This window comes from Paraburkholderia sediminicola (genome assembly GCF_046026855.1).
In the GTDB taxonomy this organism is placed as follows: Bacteria; Pseudomonadota; Gammaproteobacteria; order Burkholderiales; family Burkholderiaceae; genus Paraburkholderia; species Paraburkholderia sediminicola_A.
Genome location: NZ_JAQQET010000021.1, coordinates 127,160 through 152,930 on the forward strand (window position 1 = coordinate 127,160; position 25,771 = coordinate 152,930).

Consider the following 25,771-nt stretch of genomic DNA (forward strand, 5'->3'; position numbering starts at 1 on the left):
GCCGCCTTATCGCAAAACACGGGCAAAACCCTGCGGCAGCCGGAATATGGTGCGATAATCTTGCAATAAATCGCATTTCAGGCCCGACTCATGGCTATTACGCTCAAAAACGAACACGATATCGCGCAGATGCGCGTCGCTTGCAAGCTCGCCAGCGAAGTACTCGACTACATCACGCCGTTCGTTGCAGCCGGCATCACGACCGGCGAACTCGACCGGCTGTGTCACGAATACATGCTCAAGGAACAAGGCACGGTTCCGGCGCCGCTGAATTATCAGCCGCCGGGCTATCCGCCCTACCCGAAAGCCACCTGCATTTCGGTAAACGACGTGATCTGTCACGGCATTCCGGGCGACAAGACGCTGAAGAACGGCGACGCGCTGAATATCGATGTCACGGTGATCAAGGAAGGCTATTTCGGCGACACCAGCCGGATGTTCATCGTCGGCGAAGGCTCGATCATGGCTAAACGCCTCGTGCAGACCACCTTTGAATGCATGTGGCTCGGCATCGATCAGGTGCGCCCGGGCGCCCATCTCGGCGACATCGGCTACGCAATCCAGAAGCACGCCGAAGGCCAGGGCTACAGCGTGGTGCGTGAATATTGCGGCCACGGCATCGGCACGGTATTCCACGAAGACCCACAGATTCTGCATTACGGCCGCCCGGGCACCGGGCTCGAACTGCAGACTGGCATGATCTTTACGATCGAACCGATGATCAATGCCGGGCGGCGCGACATCCGCACCATGCCGGACCAGTGGACCGTCAAGACCAAAGACCGCAGCCTGTCGGCACAGTGGGAACATACCGTGCTCGTCACCGAAACCGGCTACGACGTGCTGACTGTCTCAGTTGGCACGCCCGCGCGTCCGCCGGTTGTCGCAGCTACAGCCTGACCGACCTCGCCCGCCCGCCCGCCAATGAGTAGTGTTCCAGCCGTCGCCCACTCCCATGCCACGTCGCTCAAGGCGGACTATAAAGTGGCCAAAGCCCAGTTGCTGGAACGCTTCAAGACCGCCTCCAACGTCGACTCGCTGATGGCCGCGCTCGCGCGTGCCACGGACGAGTCACTGCGCGCCGCCTGGAACACCTGTCAGTTGCCGCCCGAACTGGCCCTGCTGGCCGTGGGCGGCTACGGGCGGGGCGAACTCGCACCGCATTCCGACATCGACATTCTGGTCCTGCTGCCCGACACGCCGATCGAGCACCTCGAAGCGCGTATCGAACGCTTTATCAGCCTCGCGTGGGATTTGGGGCTCGAACTGGGCAGCAGCGTGCGCAGCGTGTCGCAATGTCTCGAAGAAGCCGCCAACGACGTCACCGTGCGTACCTCGCTACTCGAAGCGCGGCGCATTACGGGCAGCGCCCCGCTCTTCGACGACTTTGCGAAGCGCTACCGCGCAGCGCTCGACCCGCGCGCGTTCTTCCAGGCCAAAGTGCTGGAAATGCGTCAGCGGCACGCCAAGTTTCAGGACACCCCGTATTCGCTCGAACCGAACATCAAGGAAAGCCCGGGCGGTCTGCGCGACCTGCAACTGATTCTGTGGATTACACAAGCGGCGGGGTTCGGCAGCAGCTGGCGCGAACTCGAAGCACGCGGCCTGATCACCGAGCGTGAAGCGCGCGAACTGCGCCGCAACGAAGGCTTCCTGAAAACGCTGCGTGCCCGGCTGCATGTGATCGCCGGCCGCCGCCAGGACATTCTGGTGTTCGACCTGCAAACGCCGGTGGCCGAAAGCTTCGGCTACCAGCCAACGGCCACCAAGCGCGCCAGCGAACAGCTGATGCGACGCTATTACTGGTCCGCCAAAGCGGTTACGCAGCTCGCCACCATCCTGATCCAGAACATCGAAGCGCAGCTTTTCCCCAATACGAGCGGTATCACGCGCGTGCTGTCGGACCGCTTCGTCGAAAAGCAGGGCATGCTGGAAATCGCCAGTGACGACGTATTCCAACGCGAGCCGAACGCAATCCTCGAGGCTTTCCTGCTCTACGAACAGACGCCGGGCGTGAAGGGTTTGTCGGCGCGCACGTTGCGCGCGATCTACAACGCCCGCGACGTAATGGATCAGCATTGGCGGCGAGATCCGGAAAACCGGCGCCTGTTCATGGACATCCTGAAACAGCCGGCCGGCATCACGCACGCGCTGCGTCTGATGAACCAGACCAGTGTGCTCGGGCGCTATCTGCTGAACTTCCGGCGCATTGTCGGACAGATGCAGCACGACCTGTATCACGTCTACACGGTCGATCAGCACATCCTGATGGTATTGCGTAACCTGCGCCGCTTCGCGGTGGCAGAGCATGCGCATGAATATCCGTTCTGCAGCCAGTTGATTGTGAATTTCGACCGGCCGTGGGTGCTGTACGTGGCCGCGCTCTTTCACGATATCGCCAAGGGCCGTGGCGGCGACCATTCCACGCTCGGCATGGCCGATGCGCGGCGCTTTTGCCGCACCCATGGCATCGAGGGCGAGGACGGCGAACTGGTCGTCTGGCTGGTCCAGCAGCACCTGACCATGAGCCAGGTCGCGCAGAAGCAGGATACGAGCGACCCCGAAGTCATCAAACGGTTTGCCGAACTGGTTGGCAATGAGCGCCGCTTGACCGCGCTTTACCTGCTGACCGTGGCCGACATTCGCGGCACCAGCCCAAAAGTCTGGAACACGTGGAAAGGCAAGCTGCTGGAGGACCTGTACCGCGCCACTTTGGCGGTGCTCGGTGGCGCAAGGCCTGACGCGCATTCGGAACTGAAATCGCGCCAGGAAGAGGCACTTGCGTTGCTGCGCCTCGAAACCGTGCCGGAAGGCGCGCAAAAGGCGCTGTGGGACAAGCTCGATATCGGATATTTCCTGCGCCACGACGCAGCGGATATCGCATGGCAAACCCGCGTGCTGTACCGGCACGTCGAGACCACGACGCCGATTGTGCGGGCACGTCCGTCGCCGATCGGCGAAGCGCTTCAGGTGCTGGTGTATGTGAAAGACCAACCCGATCTGTTCGCCGGCATTTGTGCTTATTTCGACCGCAACGGCTTGTCGGTGCTCGATGCGCGGGTCAGCACGACCCGTCACGGGTACGCGCTCGATAATTTCCTCGTCGCGCATACCGAAGAAGACGTGCATTATCGCGATATTGCCAATCTGGTCGAACAGGAACTGACCGCACGCCTCACGGGTGACGGCACTCTGCTTCCGGGACCGTCGAAAGGCCGTTTGTCACGGCTGTCGCGAACCTTCCCTGTTACGCCGCGCGTCGATCTTCGGGCCGACGAGCGCGGCCAATATTACATCCTGTCCGTGTCTGCGAACGACCGGCCAGGCCTTCTTTATTCAATCGCGCGCGTGCTGGCCGAGCACCGGGTCGGCGTCGCGTCGGCGCGGATCAATACGCTCGGCGAACGCGTCGAAGACGTGTTCCTGCTGGATGGGCAGGGTCTGTCGGACAACCGCCTGCAAATTCAGGTCGAGACCGAACTGCTGCGCGCGATTGCAGTGTGAGATTTCATGCGAGTCAAATTAACAGCCAAGCACCCGCGGCCGGCTTCGTCCGAACGCGCCCCTGTCCGTACCGGAAGCACCTCGGCGCGTAAGCCGACGCGCCCGGCCGGCCCCAGGCCGTCTTCACCGACGGCGGGTTTCAACGGGGGGCGGGGTGAAGGCGCTGCGTCAGGCGGCGGCAAGCGCCCGGCGGGCGCCGGTGCGCGTGCGCCACGGGCTGAAGGATCGTTTTCCCGCGAGCGGGATGCCGGCGCTGCGCGCCGGGCACCGTCAGATCGGCCGCCGCGACGCGAAGGGCCCGACGGCGCGCCTCGCCGCTTTGAGGGAAGTGGTGATCGCGCTCCGCGTCGGGACGAAGGCACTCGTGCGCCGCGTAAGTTCGAAGGTGGTGGCGACCGTAGCGAACGCGCTCCGCGCCGCGCTGACGGTGAACGCACGCAAGGTGCCCCGCGTCGCTTTGAGGGCGGCGGTGATCGCGCCCCGCGTCGGGATGATGGCGCTCGTGCGCCGCGTAAGTTCGAAGGTGGCGGCGACCGCAGCGAACGCGCTCCGCGCCGCGCTGACGGTGAACGCACGCAAGGTGCCCCGCGTCGCTTTGAGGGCGGCGGTGATCGCGCTCCGCGTCGGGACGAGGGCGCTCGTGCGCCGCGTAAGTTCGAAGGTGGTGGCGACCGTAGCGAACGCGCTCCGCGCCGTGCTGACGGTGAGCGCACGCAAGGTGCCCCGCGTCGCTTTGAGGCCGGCGGCGATCGCGCTCCGCGTCGGGACGATGGTGAGCGTGCGCCCCGTAGGTTTGAAGGCGGCAGTGATCGTAGCGACCGCGCACCCCGTAGTTTTGAAGGCAACCGCACCCCACGACGTGACGACGGTGAACGCCGCTCGTTCAGCGGCCCACGCCCGGGTGCAGGCCGTCCGGCGGAAGGCGGCCCACGTGGCGAGCGTCCGGTGCGTGATGCATCGGATCGACCCCGCTTCGGCAGCGAACGGGGCGCCCCGCAGGAGCGCCGCAGCGGCGAGCGCGGGCCGCGCAGCGGCGAGCGCGGGCCGCGCAGCGACAGCGCACCGCGCCGTTTTGAAGGCGACCGCGGCTCATCCGACCGTGGCGAGCGCACTTTCGCGAAGCCCGTCAAAAGTGGCTACGGCGACCGCACGGACCGTCCGGCGCGCGCACCGCGCGACGACCGCGGCGAACGAGCACCAGCCAGGCGTGAATTCGGCGATCGTCCGGCGCGTGCCGGCGAACGTAACGACCGAGGCGAACGCCCTGCCCGGACCTTCGACAAGGCGCTGCCGGCCGCCGGCCGCCGCTTTGGCGACGACAGCCGCCCCGCCCATGCCGACAAGCCGCGCGGCCCGGCATCCGCAGCCAAAGCCGAACGCGACACCGACACCGCTCCGCGCACGCCGCGCCGCGATTATGAAGATGCGCCGGGCACCTTGCGTCTGTCGAAACTGATGTCGGAACTCGGCCTGTGTTCACGCCGCGAAGCCGACGAATGGATCGAAAAAGGCTGGGTGCTGGTCGACGGCGAACGGATCGACACGCTCGGCACCAAGGTTCGTCCGGACCAGCGCATCGAGATCGACCCCGCCGCCGAAGCTGCGCAAGCAAGCCAGGTGACAGTCCTGATCCACAAGCCCGTGGGCCTTGTGTCGGGCCAGGCGGAAGACGGCTACCAGCCGGCGATCACGCTGGTCACACCGGAAAATCGCTGGGAAGGCGACAGTTCGGACATCCGCTTCTCGGTCTCGCATCTGCGCCAACTCGCGCCGGCCGGGCGCCTGGACATCGATTCGACAGGCTTGCTGGTGCTGACGCAGGACGGCCGCATTGCCAAGCAGCTGATCGGCGGCCATTCGGAGATCGACAAGGAGTATCTGGTGCGCGTGTCGTTCGGCGAGCACACCACTGACGTCGAAAATCACTTTCCGCCGGAAAGCCTCGCGCTGTTGTGCCATGGCCTCTCCCTCGACGACGTGCCGTTGAAACCCGCCCAGGTCAACTGGCAAAACGGCGAGCAACTGCGTTTCGTCCTGCGCGAAGGCAAGAAACGCCAGATCCGCCGGATGTGCGAGCTGGTCGGTCTCGAAGTGATCGGCCTGAAGCGCGTGCGGATGGGTCAGGTGATGCTTGGCGCTCTGCCGCCGGGCCAATGGCGTTATCTGTCGGCGGACGAGTCGTTTTGACGCCGGGAGCTTGACGCTCAAACAACGAACGACTCACAGTGCCCGCACCGTGAAGCTCGCCCAACAAAAAACCCACGCCAATGCGTGGGTTTTTTGTTTTCTGCGACATACACGACGATGCGGTCGCCGCCCGCCGGGATGCGGCGTCAGTCGTCGCTATCCGGGTCCATATCCGGAAACAGGACTTCCGTGAAGCCGAACTTCGCAAAATCGTTGATCCGCATCGGATACAGTTTGCCGATCAGGTGATCGCACTCATGCTGCACGACGCGCGCGTGAAAGCCCTCGGCGACGCGGTCGATCGGTTTGCCGAATTGATCGAAGCCGTGATACTTGATCATCGAGAACCGGCTCACCGCACCTCGCAGGCCCGGCACCGATAGGCAACCTTCCCAGCCCTCCTCCATATCCTGCGACACCGGCGTGATGGTCGGATTGATCAGCACGGTCTCCGGTACCGGCGGCGCGTCCGGATAGCGCTCGTTGTGCCCAAAACCGAAGATCACCACCTGCAGATTGACGCCAATCTGCGGTGCGGCCAGCCCCGCGCCGTTCGCGTCGTGCATGGTCTCGAACATGTCTTTGACAAGCTCATGCAGTTCAGGGGTGTCGAAATGGTCGACCGGATCGGCAATTTGCAAAAGGCGCGGATCGCCCATCTTGAGAATTTCGCGGATCATAACTGCCCCTCCAGGAGCTTACGCATACCATCTTCGTCGAGTACGGGGACGCCGAGTTCCTCCGCCTTCGCCAACTTGCTGCCGGCTTCGGCTCCGGCCACCACATAGTCTGTTTTCTTCGACACCGAACCGGCCACTTTTGCTCCTGCCGCCTCGAGCATTTCCTTCGCCTCTTCGCGCGCCAGCGTCGGCAAGGTGCCGGTCAATACGACCGTTTTGCCGGCCAGCACGCCTTGCGGCGCCTTCGGCGCGGGCGGCCCTTCCTGCCATGTGACCTTGCCCGGCGCGCGCAGTTGCTCGATCACCGTGCGGTTGTGCTCTTCGGCAAAAAACTGATGAATCGACTCGGCCACCACGGGCCCGACATCGTTCACCTCCAGCAATTCTTCGACCGAAGCATCCATGATTGGATTCAGCGAGCCGAAATGTTTGGCCAGATCTTTCGCCGTCGATTCGCCCACATGCCGGATGCCGAGCGCGTAAATAAAGCGCGCCAGCGTGGTGTGCTTGGCTTTTTCGAGCGAGTCGAGCAGATTCTGCGCGGACTTTTCGGCGAAGCGGTCGAGTTCAGCAAGTGTTGCAAAGCCGACGTTGAACAGATCGGCCGGCGTACGCACCAGATTCTGCTCGACGAGTTGATCGATGATCTTTTCGCCGAGCCCGTCGATATCCAGCGCGCGCCGCTGCGCAAAGTGCCACAACGCCTGCTTGCGCTGCGCCGGGCAGAACAGCCCGCCCGTACAGCGCGCAATCGCCTCGTCCGGCAGCCGTTCGATGCTCGAACCACACACCGGGCAGTGCGTGGGCATGACGAACTCGCGGGCGTCGTCCGGGCGACGGTCGAGCAGCGCGCTCACCACTTCGGGAATCACGTCGCCGGCGCGCCGCACGATCACCGTGTCGCCGATGCGGATATCTTTGCGGCGCACTTCATCTTCATTGTGCAACGTCGCGTTCGTCACCGTTGCGCCGCCGACAAACACCGGTTCCAGTCGCGCAACCGGCGTGATCGCGCCGGTGCGGCCGACCTGCACATCAATCGCGACAAGTTTGGTCAGCGCTTCCTGCGCGGGGAATTTGTGCGCCAATGCGAAACGCGGCGCACGCGAGACAAAGCCGAGCGCGTCCTGCTCATCGCGCCGGTTGACCTTGTAGACAACGCCGTCGATATCGTAAGGCAGCGTGTCGCGCTTCCCGCCTACCGCATGGAAGAACCCCAGCAAGCCTTCGGCGCCTTGCACCACCGCCCGCTCGCCATTCACCGGCAAGCCGAGTTCCTTGTACCAGTCGAGCAGTTCGCTATGCGTGACCGGCATCTCGAACCCTTCGAGCACGCCGATTCCATAAGCGAAGAACGACAGCGGCCGCTGCGCGGTGATTTTCGAATCGAGTTGCCGCAGGCTGCCTGCCGCGGCGTTGCGCGGATTGGCGAATTCCTTCTGCTCAGCAGCCCGTTGGCGCTCGTTCAAACGTTCAAAATCGCGCTTGAACATGAGCACTTCGCCGCGCACATCGAGCACATGTGGCACCCGTTTGCCCTTGAGCTTGAGTGGAATGGAACGGATCGTGCGGACGTTTTCGGTAACGTTCTCGCCGGTGGCGCCGTCGCCTCGCGTGGACGCCTGGACGAACGTACCGTCGACGTAGCGCAGCGAGATGGCGAGGCCGTCGAATTTCAGCTCGGCCGCGTAATCGACCGGCACGGGCGGCTCGCTCGCGTTCTTGCCGAGCGCGTCGCCGACGCGCTTGTCGAACGCGACGATGTCTTCATCCTCGAAGCCATTGTTCAGCGAAAGCATGGGTTGATCGTGCACGACCGGCTCGAAGCCGGTTGACGCCTCGCCGCCCACGCGCTGGGTGGGCGAATCCGGCACAATCAGGTCCGGATGCTCCGTCTCGATTCGCTCCAGCTCCTTGAAGAGCTTGTCGTATTCCGCGTCCGGCAGGTCCGGCTGGTCGAGCACGTAGTACGCGTAATTGGCGCGTTCGAGTTCCGCGCGCAGCCACGCGGCCCGCTCTGCGGGAGCGCTGGTTGCAGGATTTGAGGCGGGAGTTCGGGCCATGCTGTCGGACGCTTCTTCAAAAGAATTCAGACATTGGATTATCGCAGGAAGCGTGCCCCTTTACATCGGCCGAATGGCCAGTTTCGTGCGTTCGGTCTTGCTGTGAAACGACCACTGAAAACGGCAACGGCCGCACATCGTGCGGCCGTCGAGCACTGCATAAAAAATAGAACCGTTACTGGCTGAACAAACGCCGGGTAGCCGGTGAACCCGCCGGAATACCTGCCTGTTCGAGTTTTGCGTAGAGCGTCATCAACTGCTTTTCGATCGCCAGCAGCGCGGTTTCCGGCAGCGGACGGCGCCCATCGTCGACCACCCGTCCGCCGATACGCTCAGCCAACGATTTCGCGTAGTCGCACATCAGGCGGAACGGCAGGATGTCTTCGTCCGCGACCGGCACGTCGAGCACCAGTGTGATCATCTGGCCGCCCTTGTAGGTCAGGTCGTCGCGCAGGAAATTGGTGTCGCCGAATTGCAGCATGAACACCGGGCTCTGCTTCGCGTCGAGCTTGACGAAGCGCGTGCCGTCGCGCGAGAGCAGCAGGCCGTCCTGCGACGCGATTGCCTGGACATAGTTGGCTGACCACGGCGCTCCGTCGGAGAGCACGTTGATCGACAATTGCGCGTCGCATTGCGCGGCGAAACCGTCGAGTTCGCGCGCCATCGCCACCGTTTCGAGCATGTCGGGGAATTCCGGCGACGCATCGAGCGTATCGGCAAACTGCTGCACGCCGGTCACGAACTCGGAGAACTCCAGTTCGTTGAGTGCGCCGCTCCGGTTGGCCAATTGCGCGGCCGCGCGCAGCTCTTCATAGCGCGCGCCGTTCTGCAACAGCTCCCAGGGTCCGCCTTCGAGCTTGCCTTCAATATGCACCGGCTTGCTGCCGGCACGGCGCAGACGCTGCGCTAGCGGAATCACCTTGTCGCCGGCCACCGGCCCGTTCAGACGAATCGGCACGATGCAGTCGATGCGGCGATCGACGATCGCCGGCGGCGCCGACGAAATCGTCGTGGCAGCGGGCAGGATCGGCTCGACCGGTTCGCCGGCTTGCGCAGCCTTACCCGCTTCACCCCCCATACCGCCTTCGGCTTCAGCAACGCCCTCAGCTTCGGGATAACCGTTCGGCGTCGTCGTCTCGGCCTGAATATCGGCAGGCGTATCGAGCGGCGCGGCGGTTGCGCCAAAAGTCGGCTCGACGCGCGCCGCGGCGGTTTCCGCCGCGGTGTCTGAACCCACTATCGGTTCGCGCCGCGTGGTCGGCCGGGCCGGCTCGATAAACGGGCTCTGTTCCTCCTGATCGTCGCGCGCGAAACTTTCGGCGGCGTCTGCCGGCATCGCGCGCGGCATCTTGCGGCGCACCTTCGCGCCTTGCCACGCGTTGTACACGACCACGCCCCCGACCACCACGGCACCCGCGCCGATCAAACCGAGTGTCAACTCGTCCATGCATGCTCCATCAGCAATTCTTCTGTCTGCGCGGCTATGCGCCCGCCCCATGTGTCGCGCGGCCGATGGCCGCTGCGCTGAACGCGGGAGCCCGCGATGATCAACCTAAACGAAAACTCAAACGATATTCTGGGCGAAACCGGCAGCCGATTCCATGTCGACGGCAACGATCCGCGACACACCCTGCTCCTGCATGGTCACGCCGATCAGTTGCTGCGCCATTTCCATCGCGATCTTGTTGTGCGAAATGAACAGGAACTGCGTCTTGTCCGACATTGCTCGCACGAGGTTCGCGAAGCGTTCCGTGTTGGCGTCGTCGAGCGGCGCGTCCACTTCGTCGAGCAGACAGAACGGCGCGGGATTCAGCTGGAACATCGCGAACACCAGCGCGGTGGCGGTCAATGCCTTCTCGCCGCCCGATAGCAGGTGAATCGTCGAATTCTTCTTGCCCGGTGGCTGTGCCATTACCTGCACGCCGGCGTCGAGAATCTCGTCGCCGGTCATGATCAGCCTCGCCTGACCGCCGCCAAAGAGACGCGGGAACAGCTCGCCGAAATGACGATTCACTTCGTCGAAGGTGCCTTGAAGCAGCGTACGCGTTTCGCCGTCGATCTTGCGGATCGCGTCTTCGAGCGTTTCGATCGCGTTGTTCAGGTCGGCCGATTGCGCATCGAGGAAAGTCTTGCGCTCGCTCGCCGCCTTCAGCTCGTCCAGCGCGGCCATGTTGACCGGGCCGAGCGCCGTGATCGCGTTGTTGATCCGCGTGACCTCGCCTTGCAGATACGACGGCTTCATATCCGGCGTGAGCTTGGCCTGCAGTTGGGCTTCATCGACACCGGCCTCGGCCAGTTGTTCGATGAACTGCTCGCCGCTCAGGCGCGCGGCCTGTTCCTTCAACTGCAATTCGTTGATGCGGTCGCGCAGCGGTTGCAGCGCACGCTCGGCGGTCAAACGGGTTTCGTCTGCGGCACGCAGTTTGGCGGTCAGATCGTCCAGTTCGAGGCGTGCGGCGTGCAGCGCTTCTTCCTTGACTGCGCGGATATCGAGCGCGTCCTGCAAGCCGGTGTGCGCGGTTTGCTCGTTGATGGTTTCCAGTTCGGCGCGCGCGTCTTCCAGCGACGCTGCGACGCGTTCGCTCTGCTCGTGCGAGACCTGGATGCTGCGCTTCAATTCGTCGATGCGGTTCGCCATGTTGCGCGCGGCGAAACGCGCGTCGGTGGCGGCCCGGTCGAGATCGCGCGATTGCGCGCGCGCGGCGGTGAGCTGTTCGTCGAGTGCTTCGAAGGCCATCTGGTGATCTTCGAAACGCGCCTGCAATTCGGCGAGTTCGGAGTCGTGACGTTCGAAATTCGCTTCCGATTCGCCACGCAATGCGCGCTGCTCTTCGATCTGCGCGGTGATCTCTCCGAGCTCTTCGCGGATTTGCGTGCTGCGCTGCGTGTAGCGCTCATGCGCCTGCGCAAGCTTGAGCACGTCCATCTGCAATGCGTGCACCCGTTGGGTCGCGCGCTCAGACTGTTGGCGTACATCGGTCAAAGCTTGCGCGGCTTGCGTGTGCGCGGCTTCGGCGCGGATCGCGGTGGCCTTCGCCTCATCGGCGAGCAAGGCTTGCGCGCGGACCTGACGGCCCAGATTTTCGATTTCCTGCTGACGGGCCAGCATGCCGGCCTGTTCGGAATCGGCGGCATACAACTGGACGCCGACACGCGTCACGACGTGGCCGGCCTTCACGACGAACGAGCCGCCTTCCGGCAACTGCGAGCGCATGGCGAGCGCCTGCTGCAGATCGTCAGCGATGAAGGCAAGGCCGAGCCAGTCGTTCAGCACGGCGCGAATACCTGCATCGTCGATACGAACCAGCGACAGCAACGGACGCAAAGCCGGCGACGTAGCGACCGGCTGACCGGCTGCCGGCGGCGCGTAGAACGCGAGCTTGGCGGGCGGTGCATCGGTGGCGAACGCCTTGACCCAATCGAGGTTCGACACTTCCAGGGCGGCGAGCCGCTCACGCAGCACCGCTTCAAGCGCGGCTTCCCAGCCGGCTTCGACGTGCAGCTTCTTCCACAGGCGCGGCAAGCCGCTCAGCTCATGCTTTTCGAGCCACGGCTGGATCTTGCCTTCGGTCTGGACGTTTTCCTGCAATTGCTTGAGCGCGGCAAGCCGTGCGTCGAGCTGATGAATCTGAGCGTTCTCCGACTGCACGCGCTCCTGGGCCACGCGCCGTTCGCCGTCGAGACGCGGTAGCGTTTCCTGCGCGTCGGCAAGACGGGTCTGCGCGTCATGGAGGATTTCTTCGTGCTCGGCGAGCTGCATGCGCAGGTCTTCGAGCTGCGCTTCGTCGGGTGCATCGAGACCGCCCGCTTCCGACTTCAGCCGCTCGTGACGCTGCTGCAACTGCTGCAATTGCTGATCTGCATTGCGCTGATGCGCCGCTTCGAGTTTGAGTGCCTGTTCGGTCTGCGCGATACCGCCGCGTTCAGCGTTCAGTTCGGTCTGCGCATCGCGCCAGCGGGCTTCTAGCGCCGGCATCGCATCATGCTTGCCGGCCGCTTCGTCTTCGGCCAGCGCGGCTTTTTCTTCGGCGACGGCCAGTTGTTCTTCCGCGTCTTCGAGATCGTCTTGCGCCTTTTGGGCTTGCGACTGCCACTGCTCACGCTGCGCGGTCAATGCGGCAATCTGCGCCTGCACACGGTTGCGCGATTCGACAATGAACTTGATCTCGGCTTCGAGGCGGCTGACTTCGGCATTCGCCTCATACAACGCGCCTTGCGCGCCCTGCATCGCGTCGCTGGCGGAATAATGCGCGACGCGCAGCGTTTCGAGCTGCGCTTCGACTTCGCGCAGCTTCGCGGTTTGCGCTTCGAGGTCGATCTGCGCCTGTTCGATTGCGCGTTGCTGACGTTCCTGCTCGCCACCGGCTTCGTTCTTGCGCAACAGCCACAACAGACGCTGCTTCTCTTCGCCGTCGGCCTGCAAATCCTTATATTTGGTCGCGACGACCGCCTGCGCCTCGAGCTTCTCGAGATTCGAACTGAGTTCGCGGACGATGTCTTCGACGCGGATCAGATTCTCGCGCGTGTCATGCAGGCGGTTCTCCGTCTCGCGGCGGCGTTCCTTGTACTTCGATACGCCCGCGGCTTCTTCGAGAAACACACGCAGTTCTTCCGGCTTCGCCTCGATCAGGCGCGCGATCATGCCCTGCCCGATAATCGCGTACGCACGCGGCCCGAGGCCGGTGCCGAGGAAGATGTCCTGAATGTCACGGCGGCGCGCCGGCAGGTTATTGATGTAGTAGCTCGAAGTGCCGTCGCGCGTGAGCACGCGCTTGACGGCGATTTCGGCATACTGCCCCCACTGCCCGGCGGCACGGCCGTCGGCGTTGTCGAACACGAGTTCGACGCTGGCGCGGCTACCTGGCTTGCGCGCAGTCGAGCCATTGAAGATCACGTCCTGCATCGACTCGCCGCGCAGCTCGGAAGCGCGCGATTCGCCGAGCACCCAGCGCACGGCGTCGATGATGTTGGACTTGCCGCACCCATTCGGTCCGACCACGCCGACGAGCTGGCCCGGGACCTGGAAATGCGTGGGATCGACGAATGACTTGAAGCCAGCGAGTTTGATCGAGGTCAGACGCACGGCGATTTCGCTGTTTGAAAAGGGAAAAAAAAGTGGCTCGTGAAGGCCGCGCCAGCCGCTCGCCGATGCAGCGAAACGGCCCGCGAAACCCCGCGATACGGGCGCCAATCGCACGCAATGAAGCGTGCGTCGACTAATGAGGGGCAATCATACCATCGCGCGCGAGCGGTTCTTACCGTCCTTACGGTCTGCGTCATCATCGACGTCGAGCCCCACATCCTGATTGGCCGGATCAGGCGGCAAGGCCTTGGTCCGGTGCACCCAACTGGACAGTGCCGACGCCAGCACGATGCACGCGCCGCCGGCCCATTCGCGCGGGCCCGGCGTCTCGCCGGCGAAGAGCCACGCGGACAAAGCCGTCACCACGATCTCGAACAGCATGATGATCGAGGCCCGATTGGCCGGCACGCGCGCGAGCCCATACTGCACGAGCATATTGTTCGACGCCAGCAGAAAACCGAGGCCGAGTACTAGCAGCGCGGCCGTACCGAGATGCGCGCCGGTGGGCGGTGCGGGCATCGCCTCGAACAACGACGCACAGGCGCTGAAAATCGCTGCGCCACCGAAGATCGTCGCGGTGCGCATTTCGGGCTTCATCTCAGGCAGCACGCGGCTCGTCTTGAGGATCAGGACGTTGCTCATCGCGAAGCCCATGCCGCCCGCAAGCCCAGCCCATTCGGCGAGGTTGCCGGGCACCGGAATGCCCAGTTGCGGCGACCAGAGCATGGTCATCGCGCCGGCTAGCGACAGCGCGGCGAGGCCCCCGCCCGCCCAGGTCAGCCGTTCGTGCAGGATGAAGTGTGCAAAGAGCGCGGTCCAGGCGGGGGTGAGATAGAACAGCAGCAGGACGCGCATCACTTCGCCGTGGATCGAGCCCCAGACGAAGCCGAGATTGGTCACGCCCGCGGCCAGCGCCATGGCCGGCAGCAGCCAGTGCCAGCGCACGGTCCTGAGCGCGCGATAGCGCACCAGCAGGACAAACAGGCAACCGGCGCCGCTCGTGAGCGCACTCGCTGCCGTGCCGGAAACGCCAAGTGCATTCAGCATGCGCAGCGGGTACCAGATCATTCCCCACACCGAGGCGCCCAGCATGATCGCGAGGGTGGGCCAGCCATTGCGAAGCCAGTTGCTCATGGTGCGGCACTCCCGCGGTGGTTGCTGCTCCTGCGGGCGGGGTTGCCGACTTTGCCGAGGGTGGCGTTCTTGCGCCCTCGTCGTCCGAATCGTCCGAATCGTCCGGATGTCTGCGTTGCTGCTACGACCATTGCTGCTCCTGCTTCTTTTTTGCGCGAACCGTCTGCGGTTCGCGTCGTTCCCGCTGCGTCGCATTGCCTGCGCTGCCTGGCGGATTGCGCCACGGCCTGACGGCCGCGTGCCACGCTATAATCATTTGTTCGCCGCCGCTGCCACCGTTTTCGCGTCTTTCAGGCGTTTTACCGTCAGCGCGGGTACCCAGCATTTCCCAGCACCCGTCTGCGCCCTCTTCGATCAGGCCCGATCCGCCCAGTGAACCCGCTACTCGACTCCCTTCAGCCCTACCCGTTCGAAAAGCTGCGTGCGCTTTTCAAGGACGTCACGCCGCCGGCCGGCCTCGCGCACATCAGCTTCGGCATCGGCGAACCGAAACATCCCACGCCCTCGCTGATTCGCGACGCGGTGATTGCCTCACTCGGCGGTTTGTCGGCTTATCCGGCCACCGTCGGTTCGCCGGCACTGCGCGAGTCGATCGCCAGATGGGTGACGCAGCGCTACAACCTGCCGCCGGTCGACCCGGCCACTCAGGTGCTGCCCGTGTCCGGTTCGCGCGAGGCGCTTTTTGCACTCGCACAAACGGTAATCGACCCCAAGCGTAATGCTGACGGCGAGCCTGCGATCGTACTCTGTCCGAACCCGTTCTACCAAATCTATGAAGGCGCGGCGATTCTGGCCGGCGCGCTGCCGTACTTCGTCAATAGCGACCCGGCGCGCAACTTCGCCTGCGACTATTCGGCGGTGCCGGCCGACATCTGGGCGCGCACGCAACTGCTGTACGTATGCTCGCCGGGCAATCCCACCGGCGCGGTGCTCACACTCGAGGACTGGCGCGAACTGTTCGCGCTGTCGGACCGCTACGGCTTCGTAATCGCCTCGGACGAGTGCTACTCGGAAATCTACTTCGACGAAGCCAATCCGCCGCTCGGCGGTCTGGAGGCGGCTCACCAGATCGGCAGCGGCTTCGAGCGCCTCGTGATGCTGTCGAGCCTGTCCAAGCGTTCGAACGTGCCGGGCATGCGCTCGGGCTTCGTAGCGGGCGACGCGACGATCCTGAAAGATTTCCTGCTATACCGGACATACCACGGCGCGGCCTTGTCGACCGTGTACCAGAGTGCCAGCATCGCGGCCTGGAACGACGAAACCCACGTGCGCGAGAACCGCGCGAAGTACGTGCAGAAGTTTTCCACCGTCACGCCAATGCTCGCCGAGGTGCTCGACGTACGCCTGCCGGACGCCGCGTTCTACCTGTGGGCGGACGTCTCGCGCACCGGCCTGTCGGACACCGAGTTCGCCCAGCGCCTCTACGCCGACTATAATGTGACGGTTCTGCCGGGCTCGTTTCTCGCGCGCACTGCGCACGGCGTGAACCCCGGCCGCAATTTCGTGCGCATGGCGCTCGTCGCCGATGTCGACGAATGCACACAGGGCGCACAACGGATCGTCGATTTTTGCCGCGCGCTCGCGGGCTGAGTTTTTCGTGAGTTTCTGTATTCAGCAGCCCCGCGCACCGCATTCCCTTCTTCAGACTTCAACTCTTCAGAAAAGCACGCATATGTCGCAACAACTTCAGCAGATCATTGATACCGCCTGGGAAAACCGCGCCGAACTGTCGCCGAAGGCCGCGCCGGCCGACGTGCGCGAAGCCGTCGCCCACGCCATCGAGCAACTGGACAAGGGCGCCTTGCGCGTCGCTGAAAAGAAGGACGGCGACTGGGTCGTCAATCAATGGCTGAAGAAAGCCGTGCTGCTGTCGTTCCGCCTGGAAGATAACCAGCCGATGCCGGCTGGCGGCTACTCGCAGTTCTACGACAAGGTGCCGTCGAAGTTCGCCAACTACACCGCTGAAGACTTCGCCGCCGGTGGCTTCCGCGTCGTGCCGCCCGCCATTGCGCGCCGCGGCTCGTTCATCGCGAAGAATGTCGTGCTGATGCCGTCGTACACCAACATCGGCGCCTATGTGGACGAAGGCACGATGGTCGACACGTGGGCGACCGTCGGCTCGTGCGCGCAGATCGGCAAGAACGTTCACCTGTCGGGTGGCGTGGGCATCGGCGGCGTGCTGGAGCCGTTGCAAGCCAATCCGGTCATCATCGAAGACAACTGCTTCATCGGCGCGCGTTCGGAAGTGGTGGAAGGCGTGATCGTCGAAGAAAACTCGGTGATCTCGATGGGCGTGTACCTCGGTCAAAGCACCAAGATTTACGACCGCGAAACCGGTGAAGTCACGTACGGCCGCATTCCGGCGGGCTCGGTGGTGGTAGCGGGCAACCTGCCGTCGAAAGACGGTTCGCACAGCCTGTACTGCGCCGTGATCGTCAAGAAAGTCGACGCCAGGACGCGCGCGAAGGTCGGCCTGAACGAGCTCCTGCGAGGCGACTAATGGCACGCGGCACCAAGACCGTCGTCTACGGCATCCCGAACTGCGACACTGTGAAGAAGGCCCGCGTGTGGCTGGAAGAGCACGGCGTCGAGTTCGAGTTCCACGACTTCAAGAAACACGGCGTGACGGCGCCGCTCGTGCAGGACTGGCTGAAGGACGTGAAGCTCGACGCGTTGCTGAACCGTCGCGGCACGACCTGGCGCGGTCTGTCCGACGACATGAAAGCGGCGGCGGACACGCAGTCGGGCGCGATCGCGTTGATGATCCACAAGCCGTCGGTGATCAAGCGGCCGGTGCTGGTGGTCAACGGAAAGGTCAAGTCGCTCGGTTTTGCGGCAGACGAATACGAAGCACTGTTTGCCTGATGGCCTGATCCGAAAAGCAGGACCGGGCGCGAACGTCGAACGTAGCGCCAGGCGTAGTATCAGACATCAGATGCCAGGCCCGAACGCGAAGATCGCGCGCAAAGGCGCAAAAAGACGTAAAACGCGGCCTCGCCGCGTTGCTTAAAAGCTGTTGCCGGCTGCGGTGTCCAACCGCCAGCCGGCATTTTTTCATTTCAAAGTGGCTTGTACTGAATCCATGTCCGGCACCCTTGCCCTTACCGAACAACTGATCGCGCGCGCCTCCGTGACGCCCGACGACCAGCATTGCCAGCGCCTGCTGATCGAACGCCTGTCCGCGCTCGGCTTCGAGCACGAGACCATCGAATCGCACGGTGTGACCAACCTGTGGGCCGTCAAACGCGGCGTCGACGGCACACGCGGCAAGCTGCTCGCGTTCGCCGGCCACACGGACGTCGTGCCGACCGGCCCGCTCGAACAATGGCACTCGGCGCCGTTCGAGCCGACCCACCGCGACGGCAAGCTCTACGGCCGGGGCGCGGCGGACATGAAGACGTCGATCGCCGGCTTCGTGGTGGCAAGCGAGGAATTCGTCGCGGCGCACCCCGCGCATCGCGGCTCGATCGCCTTCCTGATTACGAGCGACGAAGAGGGCCCCGCTACCGACGGCACCGTCAAGGTCGTCGAAGCGCTGCAGGCGCGCGGCGAGCGCATGGACTACTGCATCGTCGGCGAACCGACGTCGAGCGCACAGTTCGGCGACATGGTAAAGAATGGCCGGCGCGGGTCCATGTCGGGCAATCTTATCGTCAAAGGCGTGCAAGGCCACATCGCCTATCCGCATCTGGCGAAAAATCCGGTGCATCTGCTCGCGCCCGCACTGGCCGAACTGGTCGCCGAAAGCTGGGACGACGGCAACGAATACTTTCCGCCCACCACCTGGCAGGTTTCGAACATCCATAGCGGCACCGGTGCCACCAACGTGATCCCCGGCCATGCGGACGTAATGTTCAATTTCCGCTTCTCGACGGCCAGTACGGTGGAAGGCCTGCAGGCTCGCGTCCGGGCGATCCTCGACAAGCACAATCTCGAATACGACCTGCAATGGACCGTAAGCGGCCTGCCGTTCCTCACGCCGCGCGGCGATCTGTCGAACGCGCTGGCTAAAGCGATCAAGGACGAAACCGGCATCACGACTGAACTGTCGACCACCGGGGGCACCTCGGATGGCCGCTTCATCGCCCGCATCTGCGAGCAGGTGATCGAGTTCGGTCCGCTGAACGCCAGCATCCACAAGATCGACGAACATATCGAAGTCGCACACATCGAGCCGCTGAAGAACGTGTATCGCCGCGTGCTCGAACAACTGATCGCCTGACCAAGGAATATCTGCGATGACGCTCCCGTTTTCCACCGTCCGCGACCTGCTGCGTTTCGCGGTGTCGCGCTTTAACCAGGCCGAGTTGTCGTTCGGCCACGGCTCGGCCAACGCCTACGACGAAGCCGCCTATCTGATCCTGCACACGCTGCATCTGCCGCTCGATCTGCTGGATCCGTTTCTCGACGCGCGTCTGTCGGCGGCCGAAATCGACGCCGTGCTGAACGTGATCGAGCGCCGCGCCGGCCAGCGCGTGCCGGCGGCCTACATCACGCAGGAAGCGTGGATGCACGGCTTCCGCTTCTACGTGGATGAACGCGTGATCGTGCCGCGCTCGTTCATCGGCGAGTTGCTGCAGGACGGTTTGCAGCCCTACGTCGAAGATCCCGAACAGGTCGGCGCCGTGCTGGAACTGTGCACCGGCTCCGGCTGCCTTGCGATCCTCGCGGCTCATGCATTCCCTAACGCGGATATCGACGCCGTCGATCTCTCGGCACCCGCTCTGGAAGTCGCCACGCGTAACGTCACGGACTACAAGCTCGATGACCGCGTCGCCCTCTTCGAAGGCGATCTGTACGCGCCGCTCGCCGAGCGCCGCTACGACTTGATCATCAGCAATCCGCCATATGTCAACGCCACTTCGATGCAGGCACTCCCCGCCGAATACAAGCACGAGCCGGACATGGCTTTGGCTGGCGGCCCGGACGGCATGGATATCGTGCGACGGATCATCGCCGACGCGCGCAACTGGCTGACCGAAGACGGCGTGCTGGTGGTCGAGATCGGCAACGAGCGCGCGAACGTCGAAGCGGCATTCGGCGGCCTCGATCTGGTCTGGCTGTCGACGAGTGCCGGCGACGATAACGTGTTCCTGATTCAGGCCGCCGATCTGCCGGTCTGACGTGTTGTAGCTTCATCCCGCGACGCGCGCAGCAGGCCTTGATTACTTGCCGCGCGTGCCGCACCTGAGCCAGCTCCTCTCTCGCTCACGCCATAGCAAACGCTCTTGACCCAGATTGTCGTGCCCGTGCCATAGCTGACGCTCGTGACCTGGCTTTTCGCGCGCATGCCACAGCGGACACATCCGTAAGTCAACCACACCCGCCCCTTCCCCGCATCCGCGCAGGATTCAAAGACGCCTGACCGTAACGCCCCCCCAACCCGCGCACGTTCGGTAAGATGGGCGCGGAGCTGTCCGCGCTGACACCAGGCAGCCGCAGCAGCGTTTCGCCAACCCTTCGCCCGCCTATGCAATTCGACCTGCTTCACATCGGCCCGCTGGTCGCACTCGCCCATATTCTCGGCGTGATCGCGGCCTGCCACGCGATTCTGAACACCCGCACATCGCAAGGCGCGATTGCGTGGGCTGTCTCGCTGGTCGCCATGCCGTATCTGACGCTGGTGCCGTATCTGTTCCTTGGCCGCAGCAAATTCGAGGGTTACGCAGACGCTCGGCGCGTCGAAAATGAATTGCTGCGCACGCGCGCCCATCCCCAGGAATGGGACACGCGGGCCTCATCCGCGGGGCTGCCTACGCAGGAGCTTGGCGCAAGGCTCGTGCATTCGCTTACACGCCTGGGTGGCATGCCGTTTCTGCCGGGCAATTCCGTGCGCACGCTGGTGAACGGAGCCGCGACTTTCGAGGCGATCTTCGAAGCGATCGAGGGGGCACGCAATTACGTGATCGTGCAGTTCTTCATCGTGCGCGACGACGCGCTTGGCGAAATGCTCAAAGACGCGCTGATCGCGAAAGCGCAGCAAGGCGTGCGCGTCTACTTCCTGTACGACAGCATCGGCAGTTTCGATCTACCCCACCGCTACGTGGCGGCGCTGCGGGCAGCCGGCGTAGAGACGCATCCGTTCGCCACCAATCGCCGCTTCGTCAACCGTTTGCAGTTGAACTTCCGTAACCACCGCAAGATCGTCTCGGTGGACGGAGAGCGCGCGTTCGTCGGCGGACACAACGTGGGCGTCGAATATCTCGGTAGCAAACCGCCGTTGTCGCCGTGGCGCGATACGCATATCGAAGTGCGCGGCCCGGCCGTCGCCAGCATCCAGTTCGTGTTCACCGAGGACTGGCACTGGGCGACCCAGCAGTTGCCCGAATTCGACATGCCGCCCCCTCAACCCGGCGACGAAGGCATGCACTGCCTCGTCGTGCCGAGCGGCCCGGCCGACAAGCAGGAGACCTGTTCGCTTTTCTTCGTCGAAGCGATCAACGCGGCGCGCGAGCGGATCTGGATCACCACGCCTTATCTCATACCCGACGAAGCCGTGTTCGCCGCGTTGCGACTGGCAGCGCTTCGCGGCGTGGATGTCCGCATTCTGATTCCGTGCCGGCGCGATCACCGCGTGGTGTTCGCCGCCTCGAAACTGTATGCATACGACTCGCTGCGCGCGGGTATCCGGATCTTCCGTTACCAGCCGGGCTTCCTGCACCAGAAGGTCGTGCTGATCGACAGCGTGGCGGCGGCAATCGGCAGCGCCAATCTCGACAACCGCTCGTTCCGCCTGAACTTCGAGATCATGGTGCTGACGGTGGACCGCGGCTTCGCCAAAGAAGTCGAAACAATGCTGCTGAAGGACTTCACGGAGTCGCTCGAAATAGACCGCAACGAGTATCGCCAGGCGAGCGCGCTGCGGCGCGTACTGATGCACGTGGCGCGGTTGTTCTCGCCGATCCTGTAGCGGCGGCGCCGCGCCGCGACTCGGCCATTGCCGACGCCGACTTCGCGTCCCGCGTTGCTATGCGTTACAGCAGTTTCTCGATGTCCTCGGTGATCGCCTCGGGCTTGGTCAGCGGCGCGTAGCGCTTCACCACATTACCGTCGCGGCCGATCAGGAACTTGGTGAAGTTCCATTTGATCGCCTCGAGCCCCAGCAAGCCCGGTGCCTCGCCCGTCAGATAGCGAAACAGCGGATGGGCATTGGCGCCGTTCACATCGATCTTGTCGAACATCGGGAAGGTCACGCCGTAGTTCTTTTCGCAGAAGCTGCCGATCTGCGTAGCGTCGCCCGGTTCCTGCTTGCCGAACTGGTTGCAAGGAAAACCGAGCACCGCAAATCCGCGCGCCGCGTAAGTGTCATACACCTTTTGCAGACCGGCGTACTGCGGCGTGAACCCGCATTCGCTCGCCGTATTGACGATCAGCAGGACCTTGCCCTGATAGCGCTCGAGGCTCACTTCCTCGCCGCCGAGCGTATGTGCAGAAAACGAATAAATCGATGTCATGTGCTCTCCCCGTGAAAGCCGTCAGTCTATGCCAAAAGCTTCGCCACTACAGTCGGCCGAATGGCCGATCCCGGTTGAGCGCCCGGTGTCAGCCCCGGCAGTCTAAAATAGCGTTTTTCTTCAGCCGGCCTCTTCGTGATCCGCTTTAACCAGTTCAGCCTCGCGCGCGGCACCAAGCCGCTCTTTGAAAACACCACGTTCACCCTCAACCCCGGCGAGAAGGCCGGCCTGGTGGGGGCGAACGGCGCGGGCAAGTCGACGCTGTTTGCCATGCTGCTCGGCGAACTGCACGCCGATGGCGGCGATTTCTCTATCTCGCCAAACTGGCAGATCGCCCACGTCGCGCAAGAAACGCCCGCGGCAGACAAGACCGCCCTCGCCTATACGCTCGACGGCGACGCGGCGTTGCGCGCGATCGAAGCATGCATCGCCGAAGCATCGGCCGCGCATGACGGCGCGGCGGAAGGCGAAGCGCACGCCGCATTCGCCGACGCCGACGGCTACACCGCGCCCGCCCGTGCCGAGGCCTTGCTGCTCGGCCTTGGCTTCACGCTCGCACAGACGCGCGAGCCGGTCAGCAGCTTCTCGGGCGGCTGGCGCATGCGGCTGAATCTGGCGCAGGCGCTGATGTGCCGCTCCGACCTGCTGCTGCTCGACGAACCGACCAATCACCTGGATCTCGACGCGATCATCTGGCTCGAAGACTGGCTGCACCGCTATCCAGGCACACTGATCGTGATCTCGCACGATCGCGAATTTCTCGATTCGGTCTGTAACGTCACGCTGCATCTGGAACATCAGCAGATCAAGCGTTACGGCGGCAACTACTCGCAATTCGAAATCCTGCGCGCGCAACAGATTGCTTTGCAGCAAAGCTCGTATGAGAAGCAACAGCGCACGGTCGAGCATCTGCAGAGCTACATCAATCGCTTCAAGGCACAGGCCACCAAGGCGCGTCAGGCGCAGAGCCGTGTGAAAGCGCTCGAAAAAATGGAGTTGATCGCGCCGGCGCACGCGTCCTCGCCGTTCACGTTCGAATTCCGCACGCCCGATTCCGCGCCGAATCCGATGATGGTGATGGAGGACGTGCGCTGCGGCTATCGCGGTGAAGACGGCGAAATTCCAATCGTCGACCATGTGATGCTGTCAATCCAGAACGGTCAGCGCATTGGCCTGCTCGGCGCGAACGGTCAGGGCAAATCCACCCTGATCAAAACGCTCGCCGGTACGCTCGAAGCGCTCGGGGGCCACGTGCGCGAAGGCAAGGGACTGCGCATCGGCTATTTCGCGCAGCATCAGCTCGAAACGCTGCGCCCGGACGACACGCCGCTGCAGCATCTGGCGCGTCTTGCACCCGATACGCGCGAACAGGAATTGCGCGACTTTCTCGGCAGCTTCAACTTTTCCGGCGAGATGGCGACCGCGAAGATCGCGCCCTTCTCAGGTGGCGAAAAAGCACGTTTGGCACTCGCGCTGATCATCTGGCAAAAGCCGAACCTGCTGCTGCTCGACGAGCCGACCAATCACCTTGATCTCGAAACGCGTCACGCGCTGACCATGGCGCTTGCACAATTCGAGGGCACGCTGATTCTGGTGTCGCACGACCGGCATCTGCTGCGCGCCACCACCGACGTATTCATGCTGGTCGCGAAGCACCGCCTGCAGGAATTCGACGGCGATCTCGACGACTACCGCGACTGGCTGCTGCAACATGCCGCCGAACAACGCGCGGCGCTGAAAGCGGGCACAGCGTCGAACGATGCGGATAGTGCGGACAGCGGCGTCAATCGCAAGGAGCAACGCCGCCTCGAAGCGGAAACGCGCCAGAAGCTCGCCCACCTGAAGAAGCCCCTGCAAAGCCGCATCACGAAGATCGAAAAGGAAATGGACGCGCTCAACGCGGAAAAGGCGACGCTCGATGCACTCGTCGTCGATCCGGCCAGCTACGAGCCCGAACAGAAGAGCAAACTGACGGAGGCGATCCGCCGTCAGGCAGATGTGAACGCGCGCCTCGAAGCGCTCGAAGCCGAATGGCTCGAGACTCACGAGGAACTCGAACAAATCGGCTAGCGGCAGGCTGTTCGCGATCCGCGCCGGCATCGATCGGAGGTAGCCCTTGTCACCCGTGAGCCCGTCTGAGTCTTCGACTACGGCCTCAGCCGCACCGTCAGTTGCGCCGTCATCCGTGCCCGCGCCTGCTCCGCTGCAAGGCCTGCGCGTACTGGACCTGACGCGCCTTCTGCCGGGTCCGGTAGCCGCCCTGCGCCTTGCCGAACTCGGCGCCGATGTGCTGAAGATTGAGGCACCCGGCGCGGGAGACCCCACCCGCACCATGATGCAGTCGTCAAGCGACCGCGTGGCCGGCCGGCCAGGCGCGTTTTACCGGCTGGTGAATCGCGGCAAGCGCGAGACACGGCTCGACCTCAAATCGGAAGCGGGACGCAACGTATTGCGCGCGCTCGCGGCCGAAGCGGATGTACTGATCGAGAGTTTCCGGCCCGGCGTGATGGAGCGCCTCGGCATCAGCTACGAAACACTGCGCGCGGTCAATCCGAGGCTCGTCTACTGCGCGATCAGCGGCTATGGTGCAAGCGGTCCGTTTGTCGACCACGCCGGTCACGATCTGAACTACATCGGCTACGCGGGCGTGCTCGATCAACTGGCAGGCCGCGACGGCGCGCCGATCCTGCCGAACTTCCAGATCGCCGACCTGCTGGGCGGCGCCTTGAGCGCGGTCACGCAGATCCTGGCCGCGTTATGGCATGTGTCGCGCGGCGGCGAAGGCCGCTTCGTCGATGTGTCGATGACGCACGTCACGTATGCACACAACGTCGTCGCGCAGGTGACGCTCGCCAATGAGGGTGCCGCGCCGGCCGCGGGCGCCGGTCTGCTGAACAGCGGCGTGCCCTGCTACAACCTGTATCAGACGCTCGATAACCGCTGGCTCGCGGTCGGCGCGCTCGAACTGAAGTTCTGGGAAACGCTGTGCATGGCGCTGGACCGGCCCGAATGGGCGACGCGTCACTGGAGTCTCGGCCAGGCCATCGGCGGCCCTGACGCCGCCGCATTGACACAGGAACTGGCCGACCTGATCGGCAAGCGTCCGCTAGCGGAATGGGTATTGCTGCTGGAATCGCTGGACTGCTGCGTCTCGCCGGTGCTGACCCCGGCGGAAGCCGCGCAGCACCCGCTATTCAACCGCGAGGCGTACGCGGCGATGAACGAAGACCAAAATGGAAACGATGGCGGAGACGATGATCGCCAGTCCAGTTAAGCGCTATTGAAGCGTGCAAAGCTTAAGCGAAGGCCACGCCAAGACTTGAATCCAGGCAGTGGGGGTTAATGCCCCCAACGCCCCAAAATCGTCAGCGCCGTGCCGCTGCCTGCCGCGGCAAAACCTGGCGCGGCGTTTTTTCGTCGTCGTACAGAAAATGTTTGCGGCCTTCAACATGACGGTTGATTGTTGCGCGCACTTCGTCCGCTGTGACATCTTCGGCCACCACCCGGCGCGAAATCTGTCCCGTCGTATCAATCCACTCGACAATCCGGCAAGCGCCGCCCCAAGGCTGGCGAATAGGCTCGGAGACGCGGCAACCGCGCACCTGCATTGGCCGCTCGGCAACGGTTTCATATGACTGTTTCAAGGCGCGATCCTTTTTCGGGCAT

At 63.7% G+C, this 25,771-nt stretch carries 18 protein-coding genes; 11 read left to right on the forward strand and 7 right to left on the reverse strand.

Going from position 1 to position 25,771, the window contains the following annotated elements; genetic code table 11:
- The first annotated feature begins 90 nt into the window (after window positions 1-90).
- The 3 genes from map to PQR40_RS23250 are packed head-to-tail and all read left to right on the forward strand — an operon-like array spanning window position 91 to window position 5,691.
- A complete protein-coding gene (map, locus tag PQR40_RS23240) occupies window positions 91-900 on the forward strand; it encodes a type I methionyl aminopeptidase (protein WP_408335989.1) in 810 nt (269 codons plus the stop codon).
- Between the two features lie 24 nt (window positions 901-924).
- Window positions 925-3,504 carry a [protein-PII] uridylyltransferase gene (locus PQR40_RS23245; protein WP_408223662.1) on the forward strand — a complete coding sequence of 860 codons (2,580 nt, stop codon included), beginning with the start codon at window positions 925-927 and terminating at the stop codon, window positions 3,502-3,504.
- Window positions 3,505-3,510: 6 nt separating this feature from the next.
- Window positions 3,511-5,691 carry a pseudouridine synthase gene (locus tag PQR40_RS23250; protein ID WP_408509940.1) on the forward strand — a complete coding sequence of 727 codons (2,181 nt, stop codon included), beginning with the start codon at window positions 3,511-3,513 and terminating at the stop codon, window positions 5,689-5,691.
- A 146-nt stretch (window positions 5,692-5,837) separates the two neighbouring features.
- Here PQR40_RS23250 and def read toward each other — a convergent pair whose 3' ends face one another.
- From def to PQR40_RS23275, 5 genes are all read right to left on the reverse strand, one after another.
- Complete coding sequence (gene def / locus PQR40_RS23255) at window positions 5,838-6,371, reverse strand: peptide deformylase (protein ID WP_408223668.1); 534 nt, start codon at window positions 6,369-6,371, stop codon at window positions 5,838-5,840.
- Complete coding sequence (gene ligA, locus PQR40_RS23260; RefSeq protein WP_408223671.1) at window positions 6,368-8,434, reverse strand: NAD-dependent DNA ligase LigA; 2,067 nt, start codon at window positions 8,432-8,434, stop codon at window positions 6,368-6,370. The genes def and ligA overlap by 4 nt, the downstream gene beginning before the upstream one ends.
- A gap of 175 nt (window positions 8,435-8,609) precedes the next feature.
- Window positions 8,610-9,881 (reverse strand): cell division protein ZipA C-terminal FtsZ-binding domain-containing protein, encoded by a 1,272-nt coding sequence (locus tag PQR40_RS23265; protein WP_408223674.1) that lies wholly within the window; start codon window positions 9,879-9,881, stop codon window positions 8,610-8,612.
- Between the two features lie 117 nt (window positions 9,882-9,998).
- Window positions 9,999-13,517: a chromosome segregation protein SMC gene (gene smc / locus PQR40_RS23270; protein WP_408509941.1), complete on the reverse strand. Its 3,519-nt coding sequence runs from the start codon at window positions 13,515-13,517 to the stop codon at window positions 9,999-10,001.
- A gap of 147 nt (window positions 13,518-13,664) precedes the next feature.
- Window positions 13,665-14,651, reverse strand: coding sequence for a DMT family transporter (locus tag PQR40_RS23275; RefSeq protein WP_408335999.1), 987 nt, complete (start codon window positions 14,649-14,651; stop codon window positions 13,665-13,667).
- Window positions 14,652-15,023: 372 nt separating this feature from the next.
- Between PQR40_RS23275 and dapC the strand changes: the two genes are divergently transcribed.
- The 6 genes from dapC to cls all read left to right on the forward strand — a co-directional run bounded on the left by dapC (window position 15,024) and on the right by cls (window position 21,561).
- The gene (dapC, locus tag PQR40_RS23280; RefSeq protein WP_408509942.1) at window positions 15,024-16,241 is read left to right on the forward strand and encodes a succinyldiaminopimelate transaminase; all 1,218 of its coding nucleotides are present in this window, start codon (window positions 15,024-15,026) and stop codon (window positions 16,239-16,241) included.
- Between the two features lie 82 nt (window positions 16,242-16,323).
- Complete coding sequence (dapD, locus tag PQR40_RS23285) at window positions 16,324-17,151, forward strand: 2,3,4,5-tetrahydropyridine-2,6-dicarboxylate N-succinyltransferase (RefSeq protein WP_408223686.1); 828 nt, start codon at window positions 16,324-16,326, stop codon at window positions 17,149-17,151.
- The gene (locus PQR40_RS23290; RefSeq protein ID WP_408223689.1) at window positions 17,151-17,516 is read left to right on the forward strand and encodes an ArsC family reductase; all 366 of its coding nucleotides are present in this window, start codon (window positions 17,151-17,153) and stop codon (window positions 17,514-17,516) included. The genes dapD and PQR40_RS23290 overlap by 1 nt, the downstream gene beginning before the upstream one ends.
- Before the next feature lie 217 nt (window positions 17,517-17,733).
- Window positions 17,734-18,873, forward strand: coding sequence for a succinyl-diaminopimelate desuccinylase (dapE, locus tag PQR40_RS23295; protein WP_408223692.1), 1,140 nt, complete (start codon window positions 17,734-17,736; stop codon window positions 18,871-18,873).
- 16 nt (window positions 18,874-18,889) lie between these two features.
- A complete protein-coding gene (gene prmB / locus PQR40_RS23300; RefSeq protein WP_408223695.1) occupies window positions 18,890-19,774 on the forward strand; it encodes a 50S ribosomal protein L3 N(5)-glutamine methyltransferase in 885 nt (294 codons plus the stop codon).
- A gap of 347 nt (window positions 19,775-20,121) precedes the next feature.
- Window positions 20,122-21,561: a cardiolipin synthase gene (cls, locus tag PQR40_RS23305; RefSeq protein ID WP_408223698.1), complete on the forward strand. Its 1,440-nt coding sequence runs from the start codon at window positions 20,122-20,124 to the stop codon at window positions 21,559-21,561.
- Window positions 21,562-21,625: 64 nt separating this feature from the next.
- Here cls and PQR40_RS23310 read toward each other — a convergent pair whose 3' ends face one another.
- A complete protein-coding gene (locus PQR40_RS23310) occupies window positions 21,626-22,105 on the reverse strand; it encodes a glutathione peroxidase (protein WP_408336008.1) in 480 nt (159 codons plus the stop codon).
- Window positions 22,106-22,240: 135 nt separating this feature from the next.
- On the opposite strand from PQR40_RS23310, the gene PQR40_RS23315 reads away from it, so the two are divergent.
- Both PQR40_RS23315 and PQR40_RS23320 read left to right on the forward strand, forming a co-directional pair.
- Window positions 22,241-24,175: an ATP-binding cassette domain-containing protein gene (locus PQR40_RS23315; protein WP_408509943.1), complete on the forward strand. Its 1,935-nt coding sequence runs from the start codon at window positions 22,241-22,243 to the stop codon at window positions 24,173-24,175.
- A 133-nt stretch (window positions 24,176-24,308) separates the two neighbouring features.
- Window positions 24,309-25,379, forward strand: coding sequence for a CaiB/BaiF CoA transferase family protein (locus tag PQR40_RS23320; RefSeq protein WP_408509948.1), 1,071 nt, complete (start codon window positions 24,309-24,311; stop codon window positions 25,377-25,379).
- 91 nt (window positions 25,380-25,470) lie between these two features.
- Here the strand turns inward: PQR40_RS23320 and PQR40_RS23325 are convergent, their stop codons facing one another.
- On the reverse strand, window positions 25,471-25,749 hold the full coding sequence (locus tag PQR40_RS23325) for a DUF2866 domain-containing protein (protein WP_408223707.1): 279 nt from the start codon (window positions 25,747-25,749) through the stop codon (window positions 25,471-25,473).
- Window positions 25,750-25,771 lie beyond the last annotated feature (22 nt).

Bases quoted from the DNA above. Each gene is read 5' to 3' on its own strand.
- map (WP_408335989.1), top strand. From the start codon at position 91: ATGGCTATTACGCTCAAAAACGAACACGATATCGCGCAGATGCGCGTC.
- PQR40_RS23245 (WP_408223662.1), top strand. From the start codon at position 925: ATGAGTAGTGTTCCAGCCGTCGCCCACTCCCATGCCACGTCGCTCAAG.
- PQR40_RS23250 (WP_408509940.1), top strand. From the start codon at position 3,511: ATGCGAGTCAAATTAACAGCCAAGCACCCGCGGCCGGCTTCGTCCGAA.
- def (WP_408223668.1), bottom strand. From the start codon at position 6,371: ATGATCCGCGAAATTCTCAAGATGGGCGATCCGCGCCTTTTGCAAATT.
- ligA (WP_408223671.1), bottom strand. From the start codon at position 8,434: ATGGCCCGAACTCCCGCCTCAAATCCTGCAACCAGCGCTCCCGCAGAG.
- PQR40_RS23265 (WP_408223674.1), bottom strand. From the start codon at position 9,881: ATGGACGAGTTGACACTCGGTTTGATCGGCGCGGGTGCCGTGGTGGTC.
- PQR40_RS23275 (WP_408335999.1), bottom strand. From the start codon at position 14,651: ATGAGCAACTGGCTTCGCAATGGCTGGCCCACCCTCGCGATCATGCTG.
- dapD (WP_408223686.1), top strand. From the start codon at position 16,324: ATGTCGCAACAACTTCAGCAGATCATTGATACCGCCTGGGAAAACCGC.
- PQR40_RS23290 (WP_408223689.1), top strand. From the start codon at position 17,151: ATGGCACGCGGCACCAAGACCGTCGTCTACGGCATCCCGAACTGCGAC.
- dapE (WP_408223692.1), top strand. From the start codon at position 17,734: ATGTCCGGCACCCTTGCCCTTACCGAACAACTGATCGCGCGCGCCTCC.
- prmB (WP_408223695.1), top strand. From the start codon at position 18,890: ATGACGCTCCCGTTTTCCACCGTCCGCGACCTGCTGCGTTTCGCGGTG.
- cls (WP_408223698.1), top strand. From the start codon at position 20,122: ATGCAATTCGACCTGCTTCACATCGGCCCGCTGGTCGCACTCGCCCAT.
- PQR40_RS23310 (WP_408336008.1), bottom strand. From the start codon at position 22,105: ATGACATCGATTTATTCGTTTTCTGCACATACGCTCGGCGGCGAGGAA.